This is a genomic window from Pseudomonas sp. MWU13-2105, assembly GCF_023242315.1.
Lineage (GTDB): Bacteria > Pseudomonadota > Gammaproteobacteria > Pseudomonadales > Pseudomonadaceae > Aquipseudomonas.
In genome coordinates this window covers 1-23797 of record NZ_JALLIY010000007.1, presented here as the reverse complement: position 1 = coordinate 23797, position 23797 = coordinate 1, and the positions used below count along the sequence as shown (strand labels likewise).

The following is a 23797-nucleotide window of genomic DNA, read 5'->3' as shown; positions in this document are numbered from 1 at the left end:
GCTAGGACGCCCTTTGTTCAAGACCGCAAAGTTGGCGCAAGCGGTCGGTATCCAGATGTTTTTCCACCAGGTCGGCCAGGCGCTCGATATCGCGCTCGCGCAGGGCGTGATAATCCACCTCCTGTACCTGCGCCAAACCGGCCCAGCGCAGCAGCGCAGTGCACGCCCGGGGCGACTCGAACAACCCGTGCAGGTAAGTCCCGAGCACCTGTCCGTCGGCACTTCGAGCGCCGTCGCAACGACCGTCGGCCAGATGCACCAGCGGTTGCTCCAGCGCCGTGCCGACGGTCACTCCCGCATGGATCTCATAACCGCTGACCTCAGCGTCTTCCAGTGCCAGGCGGCCATGCACATTGCGCAGTTGTTTTTCCTGCTCAAGCTCGGTGCTCAAGGCCAGCAGGCCAAATCCGCCGCTGGAACCCGGAGCCCCTTCCAGGCCCAAGGGATCATGCACCTGCTCGCCGAGCATCTGCAGGCCGCCGCAGATCCCCAGCACCTTGCCGCCATAGCGCAGGTGACGGCTGAGCGCCGTATCCCAGCCTTGCTCGCGCAGATAAGCCAGGTCGCTGCGCACGCTCTTGGAGCCGGGCAGGATAATCAGGTCCGAGGGCGGAATGGCCTGGCCGGGACCGATAAATTGCAAGTCGACCTGCGGATGCAGGCGCAACGGATCGAAATCGGTGTGGTTGCTGATCCGTGGCAGTACCGGCACCACCACCCTCAGCACCTGGTCGGCCTTGTCGGCCTGGCGTTGATCGAGACCGTCCTCGGCCTCCAGGTGCAAGTCCAGCACATAGGGCAGCACGCCGATCACCGGTTTGCCGGTGCGCTGCTCCAGCCAATCCAGGCCGGGCTGCAACAGCGCGAGATCGCCGCGAAAACGGTTGATGATAAAACCCTTGACCCGCGCCTGCTCACTGGCCGACAACAGCTCGAGGGTGCCCACCAGATGGGCGAATACCCCTCCGCGATTGATATCGGCAATCAACAGCACCGGGCAGTCCACCGCCTCGGCAAAGCCCATGTTGGCGATATCCCCGGCACGCAGATTGATCTCCGCCGGCGACCCCGCACCCTCGACCATCACCACCGGATAAGCGGCGCTCAGACGCTGGTGCGAGGCCAGCACGGCCTGCATGGCGATGCTTTTGTAGTCGTGATAGGCCACGGCGTTCATGCTGGTCACGGCACGGCCATGGATGATCACCTGGGCACCGGTGTCGCTGTTGGGCTTGAGCAATACCGGGTTCATATCGGTGTGCGGCGCCAGGCCCGCCGCCTGGGCCTGGACCGCCTGGGCCCGGCCGATCTCGCCGCCGTCGGCGGTCACCGCGCTGTTGAGCGCCATGTTCTGCGGTTTGAACGGCACCACCTGTACGCCCTGGCGGGTCAGCCAGCGGCACAATGCGGTCACCAGGGTACTTTTGCCGGCATCGGAGGTGGTGCCCTGCACCATCAGGGTGGTCATGCCGGCTCCCCGGCAAAGGCCAGCAACGCTTGCTCCAGCCGCAGCCAATCCGCTTCATTGGCGGGCAGGCCGAACCGCAGGCTGCTGTTCTGGGTGAACAGTCGCAGCAGAATGCCTCGGCGCGCCATGAACTCATACAGCGCCTCGGCCCGCGAAGTCACCAGCCACTGGAACAGCGCGCAACCGCCCTGGGGTGCCAGATCGAAACGCGTCAACAACGCCACCAGGCGCTGGCTGGCCTGTTCACTGCGCACCCGCTGGCGCTCATGGCCGGCGCTGTCGGCGAGGCAGACCTGCCCCAGGACCCGCGTCGGCCCGCTGACTGCCCAGGGCCCGACCTGTTCGGCGAGCAGCTTGAGCAACTTGCCTTCGGCCAGGACAAAACCCAGGCGCACACCGGCCAGGCCAAAGAACTTGCCGAACGAACGCAGGACAATCAACCCGACCTGATCACTGTGGACCGCCAGGCTGCGCTGCGGCGTGTTATCCATGAAGGCTTCATCCACCACCAGCCAGCCACCGCGCTGGGCCAGGCGCGCATGCCATTCCAGCAACTGCTCCGGGGCCAGGCTCAGGCCGGTGGGATTGTTCGGGTTGACCACCACCAGCACATCGAGGCTGTCGAGAAAAAACTCGACTTCGTGCTCCAGTACTTCGCGCACGATGTAGCCGTTGCGCCGCCAGGCTTCGGCGTGCTCGGCGTAACAAGGCGACAGCACACCGACCTTGCCCGAACGCCGCAGGCGCGGCAGCAACTGGATCGCCGCCTGGGAGCCGGGCACCGGCAACACCTGGGGGGCGCCGTAATAGCTGCAGGCGGCCTGCTCCAGGCCGTCATCGGTTTCCGGCAGGCGCGCCCAGGCACGCTCGGGGATCGCCGGGATCGGCCAGGGCCAGGGCGCGAGGCCACTGGACAGGTCCAGCCAATCGGCCTCGGCAATCCCGTAATGTTGCACCGCCTTGCGCAGGCGCCCGCCGTGCTCAAGCATAGATCTCAGCTCCCAGACAGAGAATCAGCAACCACAACCACACACCCCGTTGCACCAACTGCCAGCCGCGCTCGATGGAACCGGCGGTCGCCGGCTCCCCTTCGCCCAACGGCGGACGCTGATGCAATTCACCGTGATAAATCGCCGCGCCGCCCAACTCGACGCCCAGCGCCCCGGCACCGGCCGCCATCACCGGCCCGGCATTCGGGCTGTCCCAGGTCGGTCCCTGGCGGCGCCAACATTGCACTGCCAGGCCGGTCTTGCCGAGCAAGGCGTAGGTCAGCGCCACCAGGCGTGCAGGAATATAGTTCAAGACATCGTCGATCCGCGCCGCCGCCCAGCCAAAACGCTCGAAACGTTCGTTGCGATACCCCCACATGGCGTCCAGGGTGTTGCTCAGGCGATACAACACCACGCCGGGCGCACCGGCCACGACAAACCAGAACAACGCGGCGAACACCGCATCGCTGCCATTTTCCAGGACCGACTCGGTGGCCGCGCGGGCCACTTCGGTGTGATCGAGCTCCGTGGTCTGGCGACTGACCAGATAGCTCACGCGCTGGCGCGCGCGATCCAGGTCGTCGCTGCGCAAGGCCTGGGCCACCGGGAGAACGTGCTCCCCGAGGCTGCGCAGGCCGAGGGCGCAATACAGCGCGACGATCTCGACCAGCCAGCCGACATAAGGCGCCCACGACAAGGCCGTGGCCAAGAGGGTCAACGGCAGCACCGCGAGCACCCAGGCGGTGACGCCATGACTGCGCCAGCCACGCCCGCCGGAGTTGAAACGTTGTTCGATACGGTCCGCCAGACGGCCGAACGCCACCAGCGGATGCCAGCGTTTGGGTTCGCCCAGCAGCGCATCCAGCGCAACTCCGGCGACACTCAACAACGCCACACTCATTGACTCACTCCCCAATAATTCTCATACAGCAATTCACACAAGGGGCGCGGCTGCGCCCAACCTTCCAGCACCAGCATAGGGGCTGGATAAAATCCCTGGACCGGCCCCAGGCACAGCACCGCCAGCGGCTTGGCCCCCGCCGGCAGACCGAGCAGTTGCGCCAGTGCCAGCGGCTCGAACAACGAGACCCAGCCCATGCCCAGGCCTTCGGCACGAGCGGCCAGCCAGAGATTCTGGATAGCGCAGGACAAGGACGCCATATCCATTTCCGGCAAGGTCCGCCGACCGAAGATATATCGCTCGCGATCATCCATCAGCGCGGCGACCAGCACCTCGGCACAGTCGTTGATGCCTTCGACCTTCAACTTCATGAACTCATCGGAACGCTCGCCCAGGGCCTCGGCGGTGCGTATCCGTTCTTCTTCCACCAACTGCTGGATCCGGCCGCGCAAGACGCGGTCGCTGATGCGAATAAAGCGCCAGGGCTGCATCAGCCCGACACTGGGTGCCTGATGCGCCGCTTCCAGCAAGCGCGAGAGCAACTCGGGCGCCACGCTGCCACCGGTAAAGTGACGCATATCGCGGCGTTCACCGATGACACGGTAGACCGCCGCGCGTTCTTCAGGACTAAAAGCGTTGTCGGTCATGGCCTCCGCGCGGGTAAGTCCGCGCGCTCCGAGAGTGCGCCGACCTTGGCAAGGTGAATATCAGGTGCCAGCAACGCGGCAATCGCCCGCGGATTTGACGGAAAATAAAAATGCACATAAGAGGCGGTCAGCCGCCCCTGGCGATACACCGCTTCGGCACCGCGCCCGCCATTGGGGCTCAGGCCCCGGGCAATCGGCTCCAGTGCCGTGGTGGTCAGCGAATGGTGATAGGTGTGACCGCGCAACAGCCCTTCCGGCAATTCCACCCCCTGCAAGGCCAGGGCCGCCAGGCGCTTCTGCATCGTCGCCTCCCCCGCCAGCAGGCCGAGCAGCTCGGCGCGTTGCCCTTCGACATCGGTCAGCGCATCGAGCAGATAGAGCATTCCGCCGCATTCGGCGAGCAAGGGCTTGCCGGCCTGATGATGGGCACGGATCGCCGCCAGCATCGGGGCGTTCTGCCCCAGGGCCAGGTGATGCAACTCCGGATAACCACCGGGCAGGTAAAGACTGTCCGCCTCGGGCAAGAGCTGATCGTGGATCGGCGAGAAAAAGCGCAACTCGGCGCCCATGGCCCGCAGCAGGTCCAGGTTGGCGCCATAGATGAAGGCAAAGGCCTCGTCACGGGCGACAGCGATACGCACGCCGGCCAGCAGCGGCTCGGTGGTCACCGGCGCGGGCGCCTCAAAGGCCACCGGCGGCGGCAAGACGACCTCGCAGCTGCCGGCCAGGGCCTCGGCGGCCGCGTCCAGGCGCTTGTCCAAGTCGTTCAATTCGCTGGCCTGCACCAGGCCGAGATGACGGCTCGGCAGCTCGATCCCGGTTTCCCGGGAGAGCGCGCCATACCAGCGCAGGCCTTCGGTCAGGCTGCCTTCGAGCAATTGCGCGTGGCGCAGGGTGCCGACGCGGTTGGCCAGCACCCCGGCAAACGGCAGGTCCGGCTGGTAGCGCGCCAGCCCCAGGGCCAGGGCGCCAAAGGTCTGGGCCATGGCCGTACCGTCGATGACGCCGAGCACCGGCACACCGAAATGCCGGGCCAGATCGGCGCTCGACGGCGTGCCGTCGAACAGCCCCATGACCCCTTCGATCAGGATCAGGTCGGCCTCGCCGGCCGCCTCCCAGAGCAGCCGGCGACTTTCCTCGGCGCCGACCATCCACAAATCCAACTGATAGACCGGCGCACCGCTGGCACGCTCATGAATCATCGGGTCGAGAAAATCCGGGCCGCACTTGAACACCCGGACCTTGCGTCCCTGATTGCGGTGCAGGCGCGCCAGGGCCGCCGTCACCGTGGTCTTGCCCTGGCCGGAAGCCGGCGCGGCGATCAGCACCGCCGGGCAATGACGCGCTAGCCTCATAGCTCGATGCCCTTCTGGGCCTTGATCCCGGCCTGGAACGCATGCTTGAGCAGGCCCATTTCGGTCACGGTGTCGGCCAGTTCGATCATTTCCGGCTTGGCGCCACGTCCGGTGACCAGCACGTGCTGCATCGGCGGACGGGCTTGCAGGTCGCTCAGGACCTGATCGAGGTCCAGGTAACCGTGCTTGAGGGCGATATTCAGCTCATCGAGCACCACCAGGCCGATGCCCGGGTCGCGGAGCATTTCCCGGGAGACGTCCCAGGCGGCTTCGGCGGCGGCGATATCGCGCTGGCGATCCTGGGTCTCCCAGGTAAAGCCCTCGCCCATCACATGGAAGCGCACCTGCTCGGGAAACCGCCGGAAGAACAGCTCTTCGCCAGTGCTGTTACGGCCCTTGATAAATTGCACCACGCCGCACTGCATGCCATGCCCCATGGCCCGGGCGAGCATGCCGAAAGCCGAGCTGCTCTTGCCTTTGCCATTGCCGGTCAGGACCAGCAGCAGGCCGCATTCGTTCGGCGCACTGGCGATACGCTCGTCGATCACGGCTTTTTTGCGCAGCATGCGCGCCAGGTGGCGTTCGTCGCGATCGGGGGATTCGTTCATGGCAGCTCTCCGTTGGGGCTGGATAAGGCAAACGGGGGGCAGGGAAAAACGCGGCCGGAGCCGTCCAGCATCGCCCGCCGTGACGCTGTGGGATGGATCAGGCCGGTCTCCGGGCTCATGAGCGCGTATTCGCGGGACCGCGCGCCTTCCCATGTCGGCTGGACACAGTGGCTCAAGGCGCGGTCTTGACTCATCTACCGTTGCGGGGGCAGCGCCGGAATCGCACCTGTCGAAGGGCTCACCGGCTTCCCTGTTTCACTCTGTCGACGGTTCGCCACAGAGCACCTGAAACAATCGGCGAAGGTTAGAGGGTTGGGGGTGGAGCGTCAAATAAAGCCGCCGCGATAAAAATCACAAGGCCACCGTAACGATCAGGAACAACTGCGACCCAGATCAAAAAACCGGCGCCAGAATTTGTGCTACGTTGAGGAAGGTGATATCAGATAGCCACAACCCCACTCAACAATAAAAAAGGGAAGCCCCATGCAAGGACTGGTCATCAACAATCCGAAACTGGAATTCCTGCGTCCCGCCCTGGAGCGCTGGTCCGAGTGCATCGATCGCTACAACCAGCTTCTCGGTGACGGTCAGGCGCCCTACTGGTTCAACGAGCGGGCCAACCTGGGGTTGTTGTCGGCCGCGGCCTGGGCGGCGGAAATGGTCACCCTGGAGCACTTCCAGACCAAGAAGCAGCTCGAAGACGGCGATCGCGGCGGACGCTGCGACCTACAGATCTCCACCGCCCAGGAGTCGGTCTATATCCAGGCCACGCAACGCTGGCCCAAGGTCAGCAACCTGAACCCGATGCCGGCCTTGCTCGACGTCGCGAGCGATGCCAGGAGAATCAGCCACCCCCACCATCTGAAACTCGGCTGCCTGTTCCTCTCGCCGCTCAAACCACAACAGAGCCCGAGCCCGGAAGACCTGCAGGACATGGTCGACGACCTGCAAAAAGCCAACAGCTGCGCCGTGGCCTGGTACTTCCCCTACGCCTATCGCAAGCTGCACAACGAAGCCGGCCAGTATCACCCCGGCATCGCCCTGCTGCTCAAGGAAGCCTGAGCGAACACCTAGACCTTACGGCACAGCGTCAGACCGTCGCCCAGCGGCAACAGTGACAAATCCACCCGCGCGTCATCCTTCAAGGCCCGGTTCAGCGCCTGGATGGCCCGGGTGTCGGCGCTTTGCGCATTCACCTCCAGCACCCGCCCGCTCCATAGCGTGTTATCGAAAATCGCCAGGCCGCCCGTGCGCAGCAAGCGCAAGGCACTTTCCAGGTATGCCGGGTAATTGGCCTTGTCGGCATCGATGAAGATCAGGTCGAACTGCCCGCCCTGCCCTTGCCGCTCCAACTGCGCCAGGGTTTCCAGCGCCGGCGCCAAGCGTAGCTCGATGCGTTCGGCCAGCCCCGCTTCCCGCCAGTAGCGTAGCGCGGTGGCGTTGTAGTCCCCGGGAATGTCGCAGCACAACAGGCTACCGCCCTCCGGCAAGGCCGAAGCCATGCACAAGGCGCTGTAGCCGGTGAAGGTGCCGACTTCGAGCAGACGCCGGGCGCCGCTCAGCTTGACCAGCAGCGCGAGGAACTGGCCCTGTTCCGGAGCCACCTGCCAGCGCGCCATGGGCAGCGCCTGGGTTTCGTCACGCAGTCGCTTGAGCAGCGGCGTTTCGCGCAGGGAAACGTCCAGCAGATAGCCGTAAAGGGCATCGTCAAGCTTGAGGGTGCGAGCGGTCATGACAACCTCGCGGGAATGCGTTGACTAAGGGTTGCTCGCCAGGTGCCCGGCCGGCAACACGCGCTTGGCGTTCAAGTAGGCGTGTTGCCAATAGGTCTTGGACAGGCTGTCCAGTTTCACCGTGCCGCCGGTGGCCGGCGCATGGACGAAACGGCCTTCGCCGACATAGATACCGGCATGGCTGACCTGGGAGCCGCCATTGGTGGCGAAGAAGATCAGGTCGCCGGTCTGCAAGGCGTTCTGCGGCACGTTCGGCGCGCGCATCACAATCATCTCACGAGTCGAGCGCGGCAGGTTGATGCCAGCCATGTCGCGATACACATAGCTGATCAGGCCACTGCAATCAAAACCCGAATCTGGTGTGTTGCCGCCCCAGCGATAAGGCGTGCCGACCAGGCCCAAGGCGCGGAACAGCACGTCTTCAGCTTCTGGCGAGGAGGGTTGCGGGGAGGCGAAGACCATGGGGCGAGCCACCGGAGCTGGCGGCGGCGGCGCATGGCCAGCACAGGCACCGAGCAAGGCGGTGAAAGCTATCAAGGCAATACGGGCCGTGGTCGACATGTGCAGAAATCCTGACTGAATGCGGCTTTCTCTGCCGTGGCGTGGAGAAATCAAAACCGCGCAAGCAAGGCTCGCGCGGTCAGATACTCAACAATATGTCAGGATTCTAGCGGCTATACGCCAAACTTCAAGTATCACTTTAACTTTGGACGTTTTTTGTACAGCTTGCCGAGCATCAGAAACTGGCATTTAGCCATTAGCGAGGCCAATGGCGCTGAAAACGTCCAAGCGATTACTTGTTGCTGGCGGTGACCACGGTCGGAGCCATCGCCAAGGCGCGCTTGGCTTCGATGAAGGTCTTGCTCCAGTAGCTGTCGCCCAGGCTGTCGATCCGGACACCTCCGCTGCGGCGGCTGCTGGAATGGATGAACTGGTCATCACCCAGGTAGATCCCGGCGTGGCTGACACGCCCGCGACGACCATTGGTGGCGAAGAATAGCAGGTCACCCGGCTTGAGCTTGTTACGCGCTACCAACGGCGCCTTCACGTTGATCATCTCACGGGTGGAGCGCGGCAGGTCGAGCCCGGCTTCCTCGCGGAACAGATAACCGATGAAGCCGCTGCAGTCAAAGCCGGAACTCTCGTTGGTGCCGCCAAAACGGTAACGGGTACCGATCAGGGACATGCCACGTTCGAGAATGCTGTCGGCAAGAACTGGCAGCTGGTAAGGCTTACCGTCGGCGAACTCGGCGAGTTCCTTTTCCGTGGCCAGTTCGTCGTCCAGTACGGCCGAAGATTTGACGCCAGAAACCGATGCGGTTTTGACCGAATTATCGACCTGTTGTTGCGAAACCGGCGTATGCGCCGCGCAACCGAACAACAGAGTAACAAGTGCGAGAGGCACGAGGGGTGCGAAGCGATTTAGCATGGGCACGACCGTGGCTGAATTTGTTAGGAGGCGTGACTATGCCCTCTATCACCCTCATTTGCAAATTTTATGGAACAAGATGTGACTCGGTCGTTTCTTGAAAACATCTAAGGACTTAATACCCATACGGTTCTCGCACGCCCGAAAAAAGCTTCCGGCGTGGGTTTTGTGACGTCTGGATTTTGGCGAAAAAACGCTGAAAGCCCCGGTTTTACCAGCCCAGGGTCTCTTTGAGAAAGGGGATGGTGAGCTTGCGCTGGGCCTGTAATGAGGCCTGATCGAGCCGTTCGAGCAATTCGAACAGGGCGCTCATGCTGCGGGTACCACGGGTCAGGATGAAATGCCCTACTTCGTCGGTCAAATGCAGGCCGCGTCTTGAAGCACGCAGTTGCAAAGCCCGCAGCTTGTCTTCATCCGAGAGCGGGCGCATCTGGAAAATCAGTGCCAGGGTCAGGCGCGATTTCAGGTCGGCCAGCTTGACCGGCAGTTCACGCGGCGAAGTCGAGGCGGCAATCAGCAGGCGTCGCCCGCTGTCACGCAGACGGTTGAACAGGTGAAACAACGCCTCTTCCCAATCGGCGCGCCCGGCGACCACTTGCAGGTCATCCAGGCACACCAGCTCGTACTGCTCTAGGTTATCGAGCAACTCGACCCCACGGTCCATCAACTCCGCCAACGGCAGGTACACCGCTGGCTCCCCCATCTGCTCGAAGCGCAGGCAAGCCGCCTGCAACAGGTGGGTACGCCCCACGCCGTCCTTGCCCCAGAGGTAGATCAGGCTTTCGGTCCACCCGGCGTCGGCTTCGCATAGCCGCTCGACATAGCCGAGTGCAGCGGCATTGGCGCCTGGGTAGTAGTTGATGAAGGTGGCGTCATCACGCAGACGCACACCTAGGGGCAGCTGAATCGGTTTCATGCTGACTGAACGGTTACCGGGAACCGTTAGTGGCCTCTGTGTAAAGTTTGCAAAGTTTATACCCGTGAGGCTGGGTGCACAATGCAACAGACCACAAGCAAAATCAAAGGTTTGCGCGCGCCGTTCAGAGATCGGGGTCTTCCTGGCCAGCGTACATGTCCGAACTTTTGTACAGATCGTGCATATGCCGCACCAACACCATGATCACCGCGGCCACCGGCAGGGCCAGCAATACGCCGGTGAAACCGAACAGCTCACCGCCGGCGAGGATCGCGAAGATCACCGCCACCGGGTGCAGGCCGATGCGGTCGCCGACCAATAGCGGGGTGAGCACCATCCCTTCCAGGGCCTGGCCGATCATGAACACCACGACGATACCGATCATCGGGTACAGGTCGCCGCCAAACTGGAACAGGCCGGCAACAATCGCCGCGCCGATGCCAATCACGAAACCCATGTAAGGAACAATCGCCGCCAGCCCGGCCAGCAGGCCGATCAACAGGCCCAGCTCCAGGCCGACCAGCATCAGGCCACCGGCATAGATCACCCCCAACGCCAGCATCACCAGCAACTGGCCGCGCATGAACGCACCCAGTACGTCATGACACTCACCCGCCAGGGAAACGATACGTTCCTCACGGTCACGGGGCAGCAGGCTGCGGATCTTCGCCATCATCAGGTCCCAGTCCCGCAGCAGGTAGAAACTCACCACGGGCACCAGCAACAGGTTCGCCGCAAAGCCGATCAGCGCCAGGCCCGAGGCCGTCGCCTGGGACAGCACCACGCCGACGATGTCGGTGGTCTGGCCCATGTGCTCGCTGATGGCCGCCTTGACCTTGTCGAACTTCCAGAAACCGTCGGCCAGGCCGAATTTGTGCTGGGCCCAGGGCATGGCCGTGTGCTGCAGCCAGTCGAGCATCTGCGGCGCCAGTTCATACAGGCGGAAGAACTGCTTGGCCAACATCGGCACCAGCACCAGCAGCAAGGCCATCAACACCAGGATAAACAGCGCGAACACCGAGACCACGCCCCAGGTCCGGGACATCCCGAGCTTTTCCAGGCGGTCGACCACCGGATCGAACATATAGGCCAGCAGCAAGCTCACCAGGAACGGCGAGAGTATCGGGTGCAACAGGTACACGAACACGCACAGCAGGATCGCCGCGCCCAACCAGAACCATCGACGTGTGTCGGTCATGGACGACCTCTGCCTTATATATAGAAAGAAATTCGATAGAACCGAAAACTACCAACGGAAACGCAACTGCGCGGGCGTCGGCGTCGGTGCAACAGGTGCCGCGACCCCAGGTGCAACTGGCGGAGCACTGGCGGCCAGCGCCGGCGAAGCTTCGCCCGCCGGGACTTCCTGCAACTTCGCCAACCCCAGTTGCGCGCGCAACTGCTCGGCACTGCCGCTGACCTGATAGACGATCCGGTCGCCGTCCACGCTTTGCGGCCGAGCACCAAAAGGTTCGAGCAGATGCTCCAGCGCCGCGTAACGCTCCAGGGTCATGCCCTGCACTTCCAGCAGTTGCTCGGTGGCAGCCCCGGGCTTGGCCGCAAAGCGCGGTGCCAGGCGCTCACTCACCGCCAACAGCACGGCATCCGCCAGCGCCGCGCCATCGGTGCCCTGGGCCGTGCCCTGCTCCTTCTGGTCGCCCAGCCACAGACGCCATTTCGCCTGCCACTGCCCGCCGTCTTCATGGGCATGCACCGCCAGCAGCGCATCGGCGCCGTAGCGCTCGGACACGGCGTGCAACGGCGAGGCATCGCTGCCTTCAAGGTTCTTCGCGGTGGCCACGATCTGCTCATCCAGGTCGGCCAATGGCAGACGCAGCGGCAGGCCACGGTGTTGCGCCGCGCGGCGCAGCGGCTCGGCGGCCGCCTGACCGTCACCGACCAGGTTCGACCCCTCGGTCGAATCATTCAGCCACCAACCGAGAATCGCCGGCCGGTTGCTGCCCCACAGCGCCAGCCCGGCCCCCCGCAGGGCGCGATCAGTGCTCACCGGGTCGAAATCCACCTGCAGGCTTTCCGGCGGCCCGGCGTCATAGCCGTACTGGCTGATGATTTGCTGCGGGTCCTTGCGCACCTCGGCCAGGCCGGGGCTCTGCAGCGCCTTGGGATCGCCGGTCAGGCGCAACACCAGGGTTTCCAGGGCCCGCTGGGTGGCCTGGTTGCGTTCATCCGGGGTCTGGCTGCTGACCGGTTCGCGTACCTGGTACAAGCCATTCAGGGTTTGCGCGTGGATCGCCAGGCTCAACAGGGAAAGACAGCCGGCACTCAATAATTTGATCAGACGCATGAAAAATTCCCGACGGACAGAAAGCGGCAGGTAATGACCGCATGAATAGACGACAGGCTTAGGAGACCACGGCGCAGTGCCATTATTCACACAATCACTGAAAAGTTTTCCCCCGTCATAAAGATCGCGGGGCAAGGGCTATACCTTATACAGCCTGGTCAATGGCGGCCAGCACGAGTGCACGGGGATTTTTTTAACACGATATGACCCTGCCGTCGGCCCGAGGATGGCCGCTGCTGCCCAAGCCTGATAAAATCGCGCGCCTTCGCAGACCGGCGAGCATCAGGCCCCAGGGAAACCCGAACCCGTTCGTGTTCCCCAGCAAGCCCAAGCGCTGCCGGTCGATACCCCCTGAATCCCCCCTAAAGGCCTGGATCATGAGCAAGCAACCCTCCCTGAGCTACAAGGACGCCGGTGTAGACATCGACGCCGGTGAAGCATTGGTCGAACGCATCAAGAGCGTGGCCAAGCGCACTGCGCGCCCGGAAGTCATGGGCGGCCTGGGCGGTTTCGGCGCCCTCTGCGAGATCCCGGCCGGTTACAAGCAGCCGGTCCTGGTCTCCGGCACCGACGGCGTCGGCACCAAGCTGCGCCTGGCGCTGAACCTGAACAAGCATGACAGCATCGGCATCGACCTGGTGGCCATGTGCGTGAACGACCTGGTGGTCTGCGGTGCCGAACCGTTGTTCTTCCTCGATTACTACGCCACTGGCAAGCTCAATGTCGACACCGCCGCCCAGGTGGTCACCGGCATCGGCGCCGGCTGCGAACTGGCCGGCTGCTCCCTGGTAGGCGGCGAAACCGCTGAAATGCCGGGCATGTACGAAGGCGAGGACTACGACCTGGCCGGTTTCTGCGTCGGCGTGGTGGAAAAAGCCGAGATCATCGACGGCTCGAAAGTCGCGGCCGGCGATGCCCTGCTCGCCCTGCCGTCTTCCGGCCCGCACTCCAACGGCTACTCGCTGATCCGCAAGATCATCGAAGTGTCGGGTGCCGACATCGAAACCATCCAGCTCGACGGCAAGCCGCTGACCGACCTGCTGATGGCGCCGACCCGCATCTACGTCAAGCCCCTGCTCAAGCTGATCAAGGACACCGGCGCAGTCAAGGCCATGGCCCACATCACCGGCGGCGGCCTGCTCGACAACATCCCGCGGGTGCTGCCTGAAGGCGCCCAGGCCGTGGTCGACGTGGCCAGCTGGCAGCGTCCAGCGGTCTTCGACTGGCTGCAGGAAAAAGGCAACGTCAATGAAACCGAGATGCACCGCGTGCTGAACTGCGGCGTCGGCATGGTCATCTGCGTCGCCCAGGAACACGTCGAAGCAGCCCTGAAGGTCCTGCGCGAAGCCGGCGAGCAGCCATGGGTCATCGGCCAGATCGCCACCGCCGCCGAAGGTGCAGCCCAGGTCGAGCTGAAGAACCTCAAGGCCCACTGATGTCCGAGCCGATGACCTCGACCTGTAACGTCGTGGTGTTGCTGTCCGGTACCGGCAGCAACTTGCAGGCCCTGATCGACAACGTGCGGACCGGTGAAAATCCGGCCCGCATCGCCGCGGTGATCTCCAACCGCGCCGACGCCTACGGCCTGCAACGTGCCCGGGACGCGGGAATCGAAACCCGCACCCTGGACCACAAGGCCTTCGACGGTCGCGAAGCCTTCGATACCGCGCTGATCGAACTGATCGACGCCTTCAATCCGCAACTGGTGGTGCTGGCCGGCTTCATGCGCATTCTCAGCGCTGACTTCGTCCGCCACTATCAAGGGCGCCTGCTGAATATCCACCCCTCTCTCCTGCCCAAGTACAAAGGCCTGCACACCCACCAGCGCGCGCTGGAAGCCGGTGATCGGGAACATGGCTGCAGCGTGCACTTCGTCACCGAGGAACTCGATGGCGGGCCTCTGGTCGTACAGGCTGTGGTTACGGTAGAGTCTGACGATACCGCGCAGAGTCTGGCGCAACGGGTCCACACCCAGGAACACAGGATTTATCCGCTGGCGGTACGCTGGTTTGCCGAGGGGCGTTTGGTCCTGGGCGAACAGGGTGCATTGTTGGACGGTCAATTACTTGCGGCCAGCGGCCAAATGATTCGAACCTAGGAGATTTTATGCGTCGTGCCCTGCTCTTCGCCCTTACCCTGCTCGCCTTGCCGGCAGTGCAAGCAGCGGATCTTCAACCTTTCTCCGCCAGCTATACCGCCGACTGGAAACAACTGCCCATGAGCGGTTCGGCCGAGCGCAGCCTGTCGAAAAACGATAACGGCACCTGGACCTTGAGTTTCAAGGCTTCCATGATGATCGCCAGCCTGACCGAGGAAAGCACCATCCGCCTCGAAAAGGACACCCTGTTGCCACAGAGCTACAACTTCGAACGTGGCGGCCTGGGCAAGGCGAAGAAGATCAACCTGGACTTCGACTGGGCGTCGAAGATGGTCACCGGCAGCGATCGCGGTGATCCGGTCAAGGTGCCTCTGAACAGCGGCATGCTCGACAAGTCGACTTATCAGTTGGCCCTGCAACGTGATGTCGCGGCCGGCAAGAAAAGCATGAGCTACCAGGTGGTCGAAGGCACCGACACCGACACCTACGACTTCCGGGTGCTGGGCCCTGAGACCGTCAGCACCAAGGCTGGCTCGGTGGATGCGATCAAGGTCGAGCGCGTGCGCGACCCGACGCAGAACAAGCGCACTACCGTGATGTGGTTCGCCAAGGATTGGGATTACCTGCTGGTCCGCCTGCAACAGGTGGAAACCGACGGCAAGGAGTACAACATCATGCTCCAGGAAGGCACCGTGGCCGGCAAAGAGGTCAAGGGCAGCTGATTCAAGCGCCCAGAAAGAGCCCCGCGAACGCGGGGCTTTTTTATGTCCACGATAAAACCTGCGCCACGCTTCTGTAGGAGCTGGCTTGCCAGCGATAGCGACCTGAGATTCACCACCGTCCTCTTACCCTAACCACGCTCGCAAGTGTCTGGGACGCTGTTTTGCAGCGCAGCCAAGATGAAACTTTTGTCAGAAAACTCCCGCCCGAAAGGCGCAAACCCACGCAATCCGGGCCTTCGGCCATTATTGCACTTCCTGCAAAAATAAATTCCGTCCGTTACCGATTTACGTAGGAGGCTAATGAATCATATAACAGAGGCCTGCGACGCGTTGCCGCAGTTCAACAGAGACTGGAGCTTGCAGATGACCGTAAAAGTAACCGAACGCGATGATGCACACATGTCCCATGAAGGCGTTGCCCACGGCATTCGAATCTGGGATGTACACCAGCAGGACCTCCTGGTAGGCATGTTTCACAACGAGACCGACGCTCATAATTATAAGAACGAGCTGGAAACCCTCGAGAAGAAACGCGAGATGCAGGCGTCCTGAACGCCTGGCAGTGACAGACTTGTGAAACGACAAACCCCGCACACCTGGCGGGGTTTGTCGTTTCAGGCCGGAGCAGGTGTGGAGGTGTGCCGGCTTAAGCGACTTGAGCGATATGCAGCTCAACATGCAATCCGGCAGCGGCCAGCCTGTTGATCATCGGTGTCATCGCATTGAGAAAGGCACCATTTTGACGTACAGTCAAAGCAATATTGTCCACTTCGCCGAGGGGAATTCATCATGGGCGTCGCTACAGACACCAGACAGGACCGTATCAATCTCCGGCTGAAGCCCAGCGCCAAGAATACGCTGGAGCGCGCCGCGAGCTTTGAAGGCAAGACCGTCAGTAATTTCATACTGACCAGTGCGTTGGCTCATGCTGAAAAAACCATTCATGAGCACGAAGCCATGAGCCTGAATAGCAGAGACTCCGAAGTCTTCTTCAATGCATTGGCCAAACCGATCCGCTTCAACGAAAAACTGACCGCCGCCTTCGAGGAACATGATCAGCGCGTCACCAGCCAATGACCGATTATTCAAATTTGCTCATACGACCACTGGGGAGTGATCACGACAGGCCTGGATTCCATTGCGGCGTAGCCTCACTGGATGACTATATTCAAAAGCAGGCCCGTCAGGATGTGAAGCGCCGTGTCAGCCGAGTCTTTGTGGCAACCACGGCGGAACAACCGAAGAGTATTGCGGGCTACTACACGCTCTCCACCCTGTCGATTGAACTCAGCCAATTGCCGGGCGACCTCGCCTCTAAACTCCCACGACATCCTGTGCCAGCAGCCTTGCTAGGCAGGTTGGCGGTCAATCACGCGGCTCAGCGTCATGGGGTGGGGAAAATCCTGCTGGTCGATGCCATCAAGCGAACCCTGGCCGTCAGCGATGAGATCGCCATTTACGCCATGGTCGTCGATGCCATTGATGAGCGAGCACAGCGTTTCTATGAATCATTCGGTTTCTCGCCTCTTGGTTCAGAAAGCCGACGCTTGTTCCTACCGCTCAAATCCATCTGAATCCGCTCATCGCGACACACCGTTTTGCACAGCCCTTAAACGGAAAAGAGATCAAGCAGCCAAGTGCCTGATCTCTCTTGGCGGAGCTGCCTCAACCTGTCGGATGACTGTCCAATGCGGACGCCAGCTGATTGGACGGGGACGAACCCTCAAGCAGCGCATCCACCACCGCCCGCGCCACCTCCACCGAATGCAACATGCCCCAGAACAACGCCCGCTCGACGGGGTTGGTATGCAGGCTGATTTCGTCGCCATTGAGCTCCGCGGTTTCGAGCAGATTGGAAACGTAGGTCAGTGCGTCCTGGGCATTGATGCCCGGTTGGATGGCGAACAGCGTGGGCTTGTACGGGGCTTCGGGGGTGACGGGTTTGGCGCAGGTGAACGCGAGGGTATCGAGCAAACGGGGCGTGTTTGCCAGATCTGGCTCGGGCTCGCTGGATAGTGTGTCAGAGAGTTTACGCAGGTACTGGCCTTTGTCGGCGGTGCTGAGGGGTTTGCCAGTGATCGGCGGATCGGGAGTGATTTTCTTAGCCATGGAGATACTCCTATTCAGTAAAGGAGTTCGCCACATTTCGTTACCAAGCGAAGGGGTGGCGAACTGTACGCAGGTTGGTAAACCGGTGAATAGGAACCGGCAGGCCGAAGCCTCCTGCGCACAGCCCGCCATAACGCGAACACAAACAAAAAAGCCGCTCTCGCGGCGCTGTGCGCCTACTCAAATCCGGGTTACCAAGCCCGATCGCTGAATTTGCAGCGACACTTGAACAGTAACCCCGGCATTTGGCGCACGCAATATTCTCCCATGCCTGAAGCATGTGGGAAATATGAGTTTTTTCGGCAGGCCATTTCGCGTATTGATTGGGTGCTGCTGAGCCGCGTGCTCTAAAGCGAAGACCCAAACCTTACCCCATGTTGATGAAGAGCCGCTCTTCAGCATTCGATTTATTTTCTTCCGCGTCCGATGGAAAGAGCTCATGTGGTCGACCAGATGGATTGTCTAGTAGCAACCCCTGCAGACTACATAGTCCCGCCGGCGAATTTCGCCCAACTTCACGTTCGTTTCTAGCCGACAGCGAGGACAGGGTATATCGGTACGTAACCGGTCAAGGTTGAACGGGCTCACGGTTAACGACAGTTTGAACATCCATTTTCCTCGCAATGAAAGGAGTGGAAAGCAAGACCCACTGCTACCTGAAGCATCACATCGCCCAAGGATAGCCTATCGCCGACATTGAGCCCATTGCCCGCCAAAACGCCGGCACATGGGCGTCAAGACCCAATGAGTCCGTTGACAAATCTCCCCCCACATAGCGGTCAACTCGTGTTTCAGAGACTCCTGACCACCAAGTGCATCGAGTAGGCGTGCAAACGATCAGGCACATCGCTATGTTTGATCACGGTGAAGTGAATACTACTCGCCACTGCACGTAAAGACTAAAAGGAGTAGATTCTGATGACTCGGACAAAAATCAACATAGATAAGGCATGGCTGAAACGTAACGGCTTCTTCTGCAAGGACGCATTCGTTGCAGAAGCCCTGAAATATCTCAAGATCGCTTGTGCTGGGATGCTGCTCACGTTGCTGGCAGGCATTGCGCCACCGAGTCTGCATCCTGAATACCTGAAGAACGCTTCGTTTCAAGGATTGGGGCCAGAGCTGTGGAATGTTGCAGGGACACCTGGATTGATCGGCTTAGGGCTGTTTGTACTGTTTCCCAAACGCCGCTTCTTCGCCGGCTGCGCCAGGATCGCCTTAGAAATATCATATTCGGTTGGGACACTGATGACTGGCGTCTTCGCGGGTTGGTTTCTGGTTGAGGCGCCTCTGATGCTCACGAAGCATGGGTTTGTATGGACGTTATTCTTTGGGGGTGTTGCCATCGTAGGCCTTTCGATCTGCGCCCTAATGAACGGCTTCGTTTGGTACCTAAGCTGGCTGATCAGAGGAGACATGGCTTTTCAAAACTGGCTCAATGAACTTAAGATCATTCACCGGGCCGCAATCGGCGCCTTCTTTGTCCTCATGCCGACACTTACATATATCTTTCAGACTGCACAGTGATCACGTCCAGGCGTCGCAATGACGCCTGAACGGCTATTTTTAACCTTGACTCAAGGCCGGTCAATGAGTTCCCTCTTTTTGCCCTTAATTCCTCTGCATCATACATATCTCGTCTCGCAATTCATCAGCAGACATCCCCCAGTTTTTTTGACGAACCTTATAGGTTTTTTGTCTCCCCATCATCAACTTAAATTTCTACCAGGAGCTCCTGATCCTCGAAGCTTTGAAACTCCTTTATCAATTTTTTAATTACCCCCTAACAATCCGACCTAGCTGCCCAGAAACATCTTTCATATTAATCACCTATGCGATTAAGACACACATCAAAAGTTCCTGCCCGCGCTCCCTTACTCCCAAGCGCCTTAACCGAAGCTGTCATTTTTCACGCAACAAATAAGAACCATGCCCATTAGGCCCACCCCGTGATTCGGACTCTGCCACCTATCACCCAAAGTCCATTACTTTTACTCGCCAACAAATTCTTTACGACGAAACACAACCCTTTCAGAACTAAGAAGATGAGGTAATTTCTTATCACTCACAACAACTTCATACCTACTCTTCAATCGAGAGTCTTGGTAGGCCGTATATTGACACACAATATCATCAACCTCCTCAATATCATCTTCAGCATTAGTTTCGAGATAAAAGGTCAACACCCACTCATCACCATCCAGCGACAAAACAACCATTCTAAAATTCGGAGTAATCGCGCCTATCATTGCCTGGACGAGCATCAAAACCTGATAATTCCAAGTATTCAAATCAAATCCTGAATTCATTTTTGACTCCAATTTGGATTGGTCGGAACAATACTAGGTTTGGTTGTCCCTTTAACTATAAACACATTTGTTGGCTGACTATCTATGCCAGCTCCCTTATTGACATTTACCCCAGTAACCCCTTCGTATTTTATTATAGGGAACCCTTGGTTATTCTTCCCAAGAATTTGTACTTTACCAGTGCCCAAAAATGGGACGGATTTATTTTCTGTTCATTTACTGCCGACCCTTGGCGCCCACCGACAGAATCAAATAAATCCGTCCCCTTTTTCTCTCTTTTTCTCTCGTGGTAAAGGCCAGCGGGAAGAAGTCTTGGGTCTTACGGTTTCAACTGGCAGGAAAACGCCGGGAGATGGGATTGGGTGGATTCCCCGACGTGAAGCTGAAGGACGCACGTTCTGAGGCGGTGATTCAACGACAGCTCCTTCAAAAGAAAATAGACCCTCTCGCTGAGCGCGAGGCCGCACGGTTGGCAGTGGCCAAAGCAGCACTCGCCGAACAAGCCAAAGCCATCACCTTCAAATCCGTTGCCCTGGATTACATAGCGGCTCATCGCTCCGGCTGGAAAAACGCGAAGCACGCCCAACAATGGGAAAATACGTTAACAACCTACGCCTACCCCGTGCTGGAAAACTTAAGTGCCAAAGAGGTGACCACTGAGCATGTACTCAAAGTGCTCACCCCGATATGGCAGGTCAAGCCAGAAACGGCTTCCCGTGTCCGTAACCGACTGGAAATGGTGCTTGATGCCGCGAAGGTGAGAGGACTGCGCGAAGGGGAAAATCCAGCCCGGTGGCGTGGGCATCTCGACAAACTGCTACCTCCACGCTCCAGGGTTAAATCCGTGGTCCATCACCCCGCACTACCGTGGGTAGAGATGCCTGCGTTCATGAAGGAAATAAGTAAGCATGACGAGCTCAGCTACAAAGCCATGCAGATGACCATCTTGACCGCGTGCAGAACAAACGAAGTTCTTGGAGCAACCTGGGATGAATTCGATCTAGAGAAGCGAGTCTGGAAAATACCGCCTCATCGGATGAAGGCTGCGAAGGAGCATCGCGTGCCATTGAGTCAAGCGGCCCTGGATCTGCTCAATGGTTTGATCCGGATTCGTGGTAATTCCCACGTATTTCCGGGGGCTCGGGAAGGCAAGCATCTGTCCAACATGTCGATGCTCATGGGGCTTCGTCGCATGGGCCGCACTGATTTAACCATGCACGGCTTTCGCTCCACGTTTCGCGACTGGGCGGCGGAGTCGACTCAATATCCAAGAGAGGTCTGCGAACTGGCTTTGGCACATGTGCGGCAAGACAAGGTGGAGGCGGCCTATTTTCGCGGTGATCTATTTGAAAAGCGCCAAGCGATGATGTCAGATTGGGCCGCATTCGTAACTCAACCACCGCGAGGATAATTTGCTTACTACTTCCACTCATGCATCTTTTAGATGCATGAGTGGATAGCTTTATGTTTTCCCAATAATTATTAATGTGAAATTTCGGCGCCGATCGAAAGCGCTGAGCGGCGAGTAACGTCCCAGCGTTTACCATGCGTAGTCTCTGAATAAATTAACGCCCTCTCCTTCTAGCCCCAAGGAATAAATTTATTATTCCTCCAACACTGCCAGTCTATATCGATTTTTTTAAACAGACATACCAAACTTTAACAGGTTTCGCCAAAAAAACTCAGCACATCATCAAGCTCAACTTCCCATTCTGAAATTTTAGCCCCATCCTCATTAACCGTAGCTCGACCATCAACATACTCATTGATTTTACCCTCTTCGAACGCTCCATCGATGTCATCTAAGAATAATACTTTATTTTGCACAAACACCTTCGACGCTCCGAAATACAATACCCATACAAACAAAAAATTCGTCTGCAGTGGATCATGCATCGATACGATCAGAGCAGAATGCGTTTTACTACCGTAGCCTTCAGCAAAGGAGCGCTTCCAGCTTTCGATGTACTGCTCCCGAGTCCAATACGATACAGGCGCATAAAAATGCTCTATTGAGCCTGAAAGCTCAATATGCCCCTCCAGTACGGCCTCTCCGAAAAATTCAGACACTTCCCGGGCTATCACAACGTTAAAGGTCATTAATTTTTAATCCAGTTCAAATTTTTGTCATAGGTACCTAGTCTATTCCCCTTTTTATCAAACACTTTCCAACCATCGCTGACATTGTGCCCGTCTATGTCGGGAGTAATGTACTGCTTGCCATTATAAAACACGCTCTGACCATGGGAGTCAAACGGAGCTTTTTGCGGTGGAATGCGTTGACTGTAGCCTAGATCTGCTGCTGCATCCTTTAAAATACTCCCTTTTGCACCAGAACTACCTCTGCCGCCAACTAAAGGGGACACTAAAGGGGACAGATTTGAATGGCACTTACTTAACGACTAACTGACTGATATAGCTGCAAAAAATGAAAAAAGGCTGGTCTTGGTCTACGGTGATAGTTGCGAACACACACCGATCAAGCAAGGACACAGCCCGAGTGAATCGTAGACGCCAAATCGTCCGGCATCAACAGCAACGTATGCGCCAGCACGCCACGAACAGCAATGCTCATGCTTTCTTCAAGCTGCTCACCAATCCAGAGCTACTGCGGGGTATCGAGTCGTCGATACCCAAACATCGCCAGCGGCTATTCCCGCCGACCGAAACACTGTCGATGTTTTTGGCCCAGGCGATGAGCGCCGATCAGTCCTGCCAGAATGCCGTGAATGATTTGTCTATCAAACGCTCCTGCGCGGGTTTGAAACCCAACAGTGTTCATACGGGGGCTTACTGCAAGGCCAGAGCGCGGTTGCCGGTGGAGGTGGTTTCAACCTTGTTGCGCTCCACGGGGTCATCAATGAGCAACCAGGCTCCGTCGTCATGGCGTTGGAGGGGGCGGCCTGTGCGCCTCGTGGACGGCACCACGGTCACCCTGCCGGATACGCCGGCCAACCAAGAGGCCTACCCGCAATCTCGTGGGCAAAAAGCCGGGCTGGGCTTTCCCATCTGCCGGTTGGTGGGAATCGTTTGTCTCGCCAGCGGTGCTGTTTTGGATGCCTCGTTGGGACGTTTTCGCGGTAAAGGAGGCGATGAGCAGACGCTGCTCAGAACCATGCTCGACACCTTGGATCGAGGTGACATTGTGCTGGGCGATGCCTATTACGCGACGTATTTTTTGTTGTGTGAGCTGCAACATCGAGGAGTGGACGGGGTGTTCGAACAATACGGCGCTCGACGGCGTAGCACGGACTTTCAGATGGGAAAGATCTTGGGGTCGGAAGATCATTTGATTGAGTTGAAAAAGCCCAAGACAAAACCGTCCTGGATGAGTCAGGTCTATTACGAAGAGGCCCCTGAAACGCTGACCGTACGTGAACTGAAGGCCGGCGGGAAAATCCTGGTCACCACCTTGAGTTGTCCGCAGCAAGTGCCCAAAGCGGCCCTCAAATCACTGTTCAAGGACCGATGGCATGTGGAGCTGGATCTGCGCAACCTCAAGACGACGTTGGGGCTTGAAACACTGAGCTGTAAGACACCGGGTATGGCCGTCAAAGAGCTGTGGATCTATTTGCTGGCGCACAACCTGATACGGATGATCATGGCGCAATCGGCCCTGTTAGCTGACTGCCTTCCTCGCGAGCTGAGCTTCAAACATAGCCTTCAGCTATGCCTCGCGTTGAGGCACTACGGGACTCAAGAACAGGATGATAAGGTGCTGGATTTGCTCGAGCTGATTGCCCAGAAGCGTGTCGGAAAGCGTCCTGGCAGGATTGAACCGCGCGCAATAAAACGAAGGCCCAAGCCTTACCCCATGCTGATGAAAACACGCCGATCAGCAAGGACCGAGGTCAGGAAGAATGGACATCCGAAGAAGGTTAAGTAAGTGCCATTCAAATCCGTCCCCTTTTCCACGAATAGTTGTGTTCTCTCTTTGGCCTTCTCCAAAAGATGGTTCATATCGTTCTCAAAAAACTGAAATACGGATCATAGTGGTCCAATGCATTGACCGGAAGCCATTGCGCCGGAATGAAAGGCGTCTCACATTTCACCTCATAACCACTACGCCAGGCAATTTTGGCGTAAATGACGCCGAAGGTTGAAATCAGTCCCTCGGAATATCCGTTCTCGCTACTGAGCCTTTTTCTTATGGATGCCGCCGACGTCAACTCAAGCAAAGCGTGCTCCATGGCAGGCTTGTCCCCATT

At 59.1% G+C, this 23797-nt stretch carries 27 protein-coding genes, 1 pseudogene and 1 riboswitch; of the genes and pseudogenes, 10 read left to right on the top strand and 18 right to left on the bottom strand.

Annotated features, from left to right (window positions below; genetic code table 11):
• Window position 1 precedes the first annotated feature (1 nt).
• Genes M5B96_RS11590 through cobO form a run of 6 tightly spaced genes read right to left on the bottom strand, consistent with a single transcriptional unit; the run spans window position 2 to window position 5968 of the window.
• On the bottom strand, window positions 2-1468 hold the full coding sequence (locus M5B96_RS11590) for a cobyric acid synthase (protein WP_248796841.1): 1467 nt from the start codon (window positions 1466-1468) through the stop codon (window positions 2-4).
• A complete protein-coding gene (gene cobD, locus M5B96_RS11585) occupies window positions 1465-2457 on the bottom strand; it encodes a threonine-phosphate decarboxylase CobD (protein WP_248796840.1) in 993 nt (330 codons plus the stop codon). The genes M5B96_RS11590 and cobD overlap by 4 nt, the downstream gene beginning before the upstream one ends.
• Complete coding sequence (cbiB, locus tag M5B96_RS11580; protein ID WP_248796839.1) at window positions 2450-3358, bottom strand: adenosylcobinamide-phosphate synthase CbiB; 909 nt, start codon at window positions 3356-3358, stop codon at window positions 2450-2452. The genes cobD and cbiB overlap by 8 nt, the downstream gene beginning before the upstream one ends.
• Window positions 3355-4005 carry a 5,6-dimethylbenzimidazole synthase gene (gene bluB, locus M5B96_RS11575; protein ID WP_248796838.1) on the bottom strand — a complete coding sequence of 217 codons (651 nt, stop codon included), beginning with the start codon at window positions 4003-4005 and terminating at the stop codon, window positions 3355-3357. Before bluB ends, cbiB begins: the two co-directional genes overlap by 4 nt.
• Complete coding sequence (locus tag M5B96_RS11570; RefSeq protein WP_248796837.1) at window positions 4002-5360, bottom strand: cobyrinate a,c-diamide synthase; 1359 nt, start codon at window positions 5358-5360, stop codon at window positions 4002-4004. The genes bluB and M5B96_RS11570 overlap by 4 nt, the downstream gene beginning before the upstream one ends.
• Window positions 5357-5968, bottom strand: coding sequence for a cob(I)yrinic acid a,c-diamide adenosyltransferase (gene cobO, locus M5B96_RS11565; RefSeq protein ID WP_248796836.1), 612 nt, complete (start codon window positions 5966-5968; stop codon window positions 5357-5359). The genes M5B96_RS11570 and cobO overlap by 4 nt, the downstream gene beginning before the upstream one ends.
• Before the next feature lie 82 nt (window positions 5969-6050).
• Window positions 6051-6272, bottom strand: a riboswitch (cobalamin riboswitch).
• A 179-nt stretch (window positions 6273-6451) separates the two neighbouring features.
• On the opposite strand from cobO, the gene M5B96_RS11560 reads away from it, so the two are divergent.
• The gene (locus M5B96_RS11560) at window positions 6452-7030 is read left to right on the top strand and encodes a hypothetical protein (protein ID WP_248796835.1); all 579 of its coding nucleotides are present in this window, start codon (window positions 6452-6454) and stop codon (window positions 7028-7030) included.
• An 8-nt stretch (window positions 7031-7038) separates the two neighbouring features.
• Here M5B96_RS11560 and M5B96_RS11555 read toward each other — a convergent pair whose 3' ends face one another.
• From M5B96_RS11555 to M5B96_RS11530, 6 genes are all read right to left on the bottom strand, one after another.
• The gene (locus M5B96_RS11555) at window positions 7039-7701 is read right to left on the bottom strand and encodes a class I SAM-dependent methyltransferase (RefSeq protein ID WP_248796834.1); all 663 of its coding nucleotides are present in this window, start codon (window positions 7699-7701) and stop codon (window positions 7039-7041) included.
• Window positions 7702-7725: 24 nt separating this feature from the next.
• Window positions 7726-8262, bottom strand: a complete 537-nt coding sequence (locus tag M5B96_RS11550) for a C40 family peptidase (protein ID WP_248796833.1) — start codon at window positions 8260-8262, stop codon at window positions 7726-7728.
• A gap of 232 nt (window positions 8263-8494) precedes the next feature.
• Entirely contained in the window at window positions 8495-9130 is a 636-nt protein-coding gene (locus M5B96_RS11545) for a C40 family peptidase (protein WP_248796832.1), read from the bottom strand.
• 211 nt (window positions 9131-9341) lie between these two features.
• Complete coding sequence (gene hda, locus M5B96_RS11540) at window positions 9342-10046, bottom strand: DnaA regulatory inactivator Hda (RefSeq protein ID WP_100940947.1); 705 nt, start codon at window positions 10044-10046, stop codon at window positions 9342-9344.
• Window positions 10047-10170: 124 nt separating this feature from the next.
• Window positions 10171-11244 (bottom strand): AI-2E family transporter, encoded by a 1074-nt coding sequence (locus tag M5B96_RS11535; protein WP_248796831.1) that lies wholly within the window; start codon window positions 11242-11244, stop codon window positions 10171-10173.
• Window positions 11245-11292: 48 nt separating this feature from the next.
• Window positions 11293-12351, bottom strand: a complete 1059-nt coding sequence (locus M5B96_RS11530) for a DUF2066 domain-containing protein (RefSeq protein WP_248796830.1) — start codon at window positions 12349-12351, stop codon at window positions 11293-11295.
• A 377-nt stretch (window positions 12352-12728) separates the two neighbouring features.
• On the opposite strand from M5B96_RS11530, the gene purM reads away from it, so the two are divergent.
• The 6 genes from purM (at window position 12729) to M5B96_RS11500 (ending at window position 16745) form a co-directional block, all read left to right on the top strand.
• The gene (purM, locus tag M5B96_RS11525; protein ID WP_248796829.1) at window positions 12729-13787 is read left to right on the top strand and encodes a phosphoribosylformylglycinamidine cyclo-ligase; all 1059 of its coding nucleotides are present in this window, start codon (window positions 12729-12731) and stop codon (window positions 13785-13787) included.
• 11 nt (window positions 13788-13798) lie between these two features.
• Window positions 13799-14449 carry a phosphoribosylglycinamide formyltransferase gene (gene purN, locus M5B96_RS11520; protein WP_248797069.1) on the top strand — a complete coding sequence of 217 codons (651 nt, stop codon included), beginning with the start codon at window positions 13799-13801 and terminating at the stop codon, window positions 14447-14449.
• 8 nt (window positions 14450-14457) lie between these two features.
• The gene (locus tag M5B96_RS11515) at window positions 14458-15171 is read left to right on the top strand and encodes a DUF3108 domain-containing protein (protein ID WP_248796828.1); all 714 of its coding nucleotides are present in this window, start codon (window positions 14458-14460) and stop codon (window positions 15169-15171) included.
• 363 nt (window positions 15172-15534) lie between these two features.
• The gene (locus M5B96_RS11510) at window positions 15535-15723 is read left to right on the top strand and encodes a hypothetical protein (protein ID WP_100940982.1); all 189 of its coding nucleotides are present in this window, start codon (window positions 15535-15537) and stop codon (window positions 15721-15723) included.
• Between the two features lie 237 nt (window positions 15724-15960).
• On the top strand, window positions 15961-16248 hold the full coding sequence (locus M5B96_RS11505) for a DUF1778 domain-containing protein (RefSeq protein WP_103499728.1): 288 nt from the start codon (window positions 15961-15963) through the stop codon (window positions 16246-16248).
• A complete protein-coding gene (locus M5B96_RS11500) occupies window positions 16245-16745 on the top strand; it encodes a GNAT family N-acetyltransferase (protein WP_248796827.1) in 501 nt (166 codons plus the stop codon). Before M5B96_RS11505 ends, M5B96_RS11500 begins: the two co-directional genes overlap by 4 nt.
• Before the next feature lie 91 nt (window positions 16746-16836).
• On the opposite strand, the gene M5B96_RS11495 is transcribed toward M5B96_RS11500, so the two are convergent.
• Window positions 16837-17280 carry a hypothetical protein gene (locus tag M5B96_RS11495; protein WP_248796826.1) on the bottom strand — a complete coding sequence of 148 codons (444 nt, stop codon included), beginning with the start codon at window positions 17278-17280 and terminating at the stop codon, window positions 16837-16839.
• Between the two features lie 918 nt (window positions 17281-18198).
• Here M5B96_RS11495 and M5B96_RS11490 point away from each other — a divergent pair.
• On the top strand, window positions 18199-18807 hold the full coding sequence (locus M5B96_RS11490; protein ID WP_248796825.1) for a hypothetical protein: 609 nt from the start codon (window positions 18199-18201) through the stop codon (window positions 18805-18807).
• 295 nt (window positions 18808-19102) lie between these two features.
• On the opposite strand, the gene M5B96_RS32720 is transcribed toward M5B96_RS11490, so the two are convergent.
• Window positions 19103-19186 (bottom strand): toxin C-terminal domain-containing protein, encoded by an 84-nt coding sequence (locus tag M5B96_RS32720; RefSeq protein ID WP_412548602.1) that lies wholly within the window; start codon window positions 19184-19186, stop codon window positions 19103-19105.
• Window positions 19187-19271: 85 nt separating this feature from the next.
• Window positions 19272-19589 carry a hypothetical protein gene (locus M5B96_RS11485; protein WP_248796824.1) on the bottom strand — a complete coding sequence of 106 codons (318 nt, stop codon included), beginning with the start codon at window positions 19587-19589 and terminating at the stop codon, window positions 19272-19274.
• A 286-nt stretch (window positions 19590-19875) separates the two neighbouring features.
• Between M5B96_RS11485 and M5B96_RS32590 the strand changes: the two genes are divergently transcribed.
• Window positions 19876-21000, top strand: a complete 1125-nt coding sequence (locus M5B96_RS32590) for a tyrosine-type recombinase/integrase (RefSeq protein ID WP_248796823.1) — start codon at window positions 19876-19878, stop codon at window positions 20998-21000.
• A 248-nt stretch (window positions 21001-21248) separates the two neighbouring features.
• Here the strand turns inward: M5B96_RS32590 and M5B96_RS11475 are convergent, their stop codons facing one another.
• Both M5B96_RS11475 and M5B96_RS32715 read right to left on the bottom strand, forming a co-directional pair.
• Window positions 21249-21689, bottom strand: a complete 441-nt coding sequence (locus M5B96_RS11475; protein WP_248796822.1) for a hypothetical protein — start codon at window positions 21687-21689, stop codon at window positions 21249-21251.
• Window positions 21689-21955: a toxin C-terminal domain-containing protein gene (locus tag M5B96_RS32715; RefSeq protein WP_412548601.1), complete on the bottom strand. Its 267-nt coding sequence runs from the start codon at window positions 21953-21955 to the stop codon at window positions 21689-21691. The genes M5B96_RS11475 and M5B96_RS32715 overlap by 1 nt, the downstream gene beginning before the upstream one ends.
• Before the next feature lie 134 nt (window positions 21956-22089).
• Here M5B96_RS32715 and M5B96_RS11470 point away from each other — a divergent pair, with 134 nt between their 5' ends.
• Complete coding sequence (locus M5B96_RS11470; protein WP_248796821.1) at window positions 22090-23475, top strand: IS4 family transposase; 1386 nt, start codon at window positions 22090-22092, stop codon at window positions 23473-23475.
• 70 nt (window positions 23476-23545) lie between these two features.
• On the opposite strand, the pseudogene M5B96_RS11465 reads toward M5B96_RS11470, so the two are convergent.
• Window positions 23546-23797, bottom strand: a pseudogene (locus M5B96_RS11465) (hypothetical protein); the annotation flags it as partial.

Excerpts from the sequence above, each read along its gene's own strand:
- cobO (WP_248796836.1), bottom strand. The coding sequence starts at position 5,968 with ATGAACGAATCCCCCGATCGCGACGAACGCCACCTGGCGCGCATGCTG.
- M5B96_RS11560 (WP_248796835.1), top strand. The coding sequence starts at position 6,452 with ATGCAAGGACTGGTCATCAACAATCCGAAACTGGAATTCCTGCGTCCC.
- purM (WP_248796829.1), top strand. The coding sequence starts at position 12,729 with ATGAGCAAGCAACCCTCCCTGAGCTACAAGGACGCCGGTGTAGACATC.
- hda (WP_100940947.1), bottom strand. The coding sequence starts at position 10,046 with ATGAAACCGATTCAGCTGCCCCTAGGTGTGCGTCTGCGTGATGACGCC.
- cbiB (WP_248796839.1), bottom strand. The coding sequence starts at position 3,358 with ATGAGTGTGGCGTTGTTGAGTGTCGCCGGAGTTGCGCTGGATGCGCTG.
- purN (WP_248797069.1), top strand. The coding sequence starts at position 13,799 with ATGACCTCGACCTGTAACGTCGTGGTGTTGCTGTCCGGTACCGGCAGC.
- M5B96_RS32720 (WP_412548602.1), bottom strand. The coding sequence starts at position 19,186 with ATGACAGCTTCGGTTAAGGCGCTTGGGAGTAAGGGAGCGCGGGCAGGA.
- M5B96_RS11485 (WP_248796824.1), bottom strand. The coding sequence starts at position 19,589 with ATGAATTCAGGATTTGATTTGAATACTTGGAATTATCAGGTTTTGATG.
- M5B96_RS11490 (WP_248796825.1), top strand. The coding sequence starts at position 18,199 with ATGACTCGGACAAAAATCAACATAGATAAGGCATGGCTGAAACGTAAC.
- M5B96_RS11500 (WP_248796827.1), top strand. The coding sequence starts at position 16,245 with ATGACCGATTATTCAAATTTGCTCATACGACCACTGGGGAGTGATCAC.
- cobD (WP_248796840.1), bottom strand. The coding sequence starts at position 2,457 with ATGCTTGAGCACGGCGGGCGCCTGCGCAAGGCGGTGCAACATTACGGG.
- M5B96_RS11510 (WP_100940982.1), top strand. The coding sequence starts at position 15,535 with ATGACCGTAAAAGTAACCGAACGCGATGATGCACACATGTCCCATGAA.
- M5B96_RS11545 (WP_248796832.1), bottom strand. The coding sequence starts at position 9,130 with ATGCTAAATCGCTTCGCACCCCTCGTGCCTCTCGCACTTGTTACTCTG.
- M5B96_RS11590 (WP_248796841.1), bottom strand. The coding sequence starts at position 1,468 with ATGACCACCCTGATGGTGCAGGGCACCACCTCCGATGCCGGCAAAAGT.
- M5B96_RS11495 (WP_248796826.1), bottom strand. The coding sequence starts at position 17,280 with ATGGCTAAGAAAATCACTCCCGATCCGCCGATCACTGGCAAACCCCTC.
- M5B96_RS11475 (WP_248796822.1), bottom strand. The coding sequence starts at position 21,689 with ATGACCTTTAACGTTGTGATAGCCCGGGAAGTGTCTGAATTTTTCGGA.
- M5B96_RS11515 (WP_248796828.1), top strand. The coding sequence starts at position 14,458 with ATGCGTCGTGCCCTGCTCTTCGCCCTTACCCTGCTCGCCTTGCCGGCA.
- M5B96_RS11530 (WP_248796830.1), bottom strand. The coding sequence starts at position 12,351 with ATGCGTCTGATCAAATTATTGAGTGCCGGCTGTCTTTCCCTGTTGAGC.
- M5B96_RS11505 (WP_103499728.1), top strand. The coding sequence starts at position 15,961 with ATGGGCGTCGCTACAGACACCAGACAGGACCGTATCAATCTCCGGCTG.
- bluB (WP_248796838.1), bottom strand. The coding sequence starts at position 4,005 with ATGACCGACAACGCTTTTAGTCCTGAAGAACGCGCGGCGGTCTACCGT.
- M5B96_RS11555 (WP_248796834.1), bottom strand. The coding sequence starts at position 7,701 with ATGACCGCTCGCACCCTCAAGCTTGACGATGCCCTTTACGGCTATCTG.
- M5B96_RS11570 (WP_248796837.1), bottom strand. The coding sequence starts at position 5,360 with ATGAGGCTAGCGCGTCATTGCCCGGCGGTGCTGATCGCCGCGCCGGCT.
- M5B96_RS11550 (WP_248796833.1), bottom strand. The coding sequence starts at position 8,262 with ATGTCGACCACGGCCCGTATTGCCTTGATAGCTTTCACCGCCTTGCTC.
- M5B96_RS11535 (WP_248796831.1), bottom strand. The coding sequence starts at position 11,244 with ATGACCGACACACGTCGATGGTTCTGGTTGGGCGCGGCGATCCTGCTG.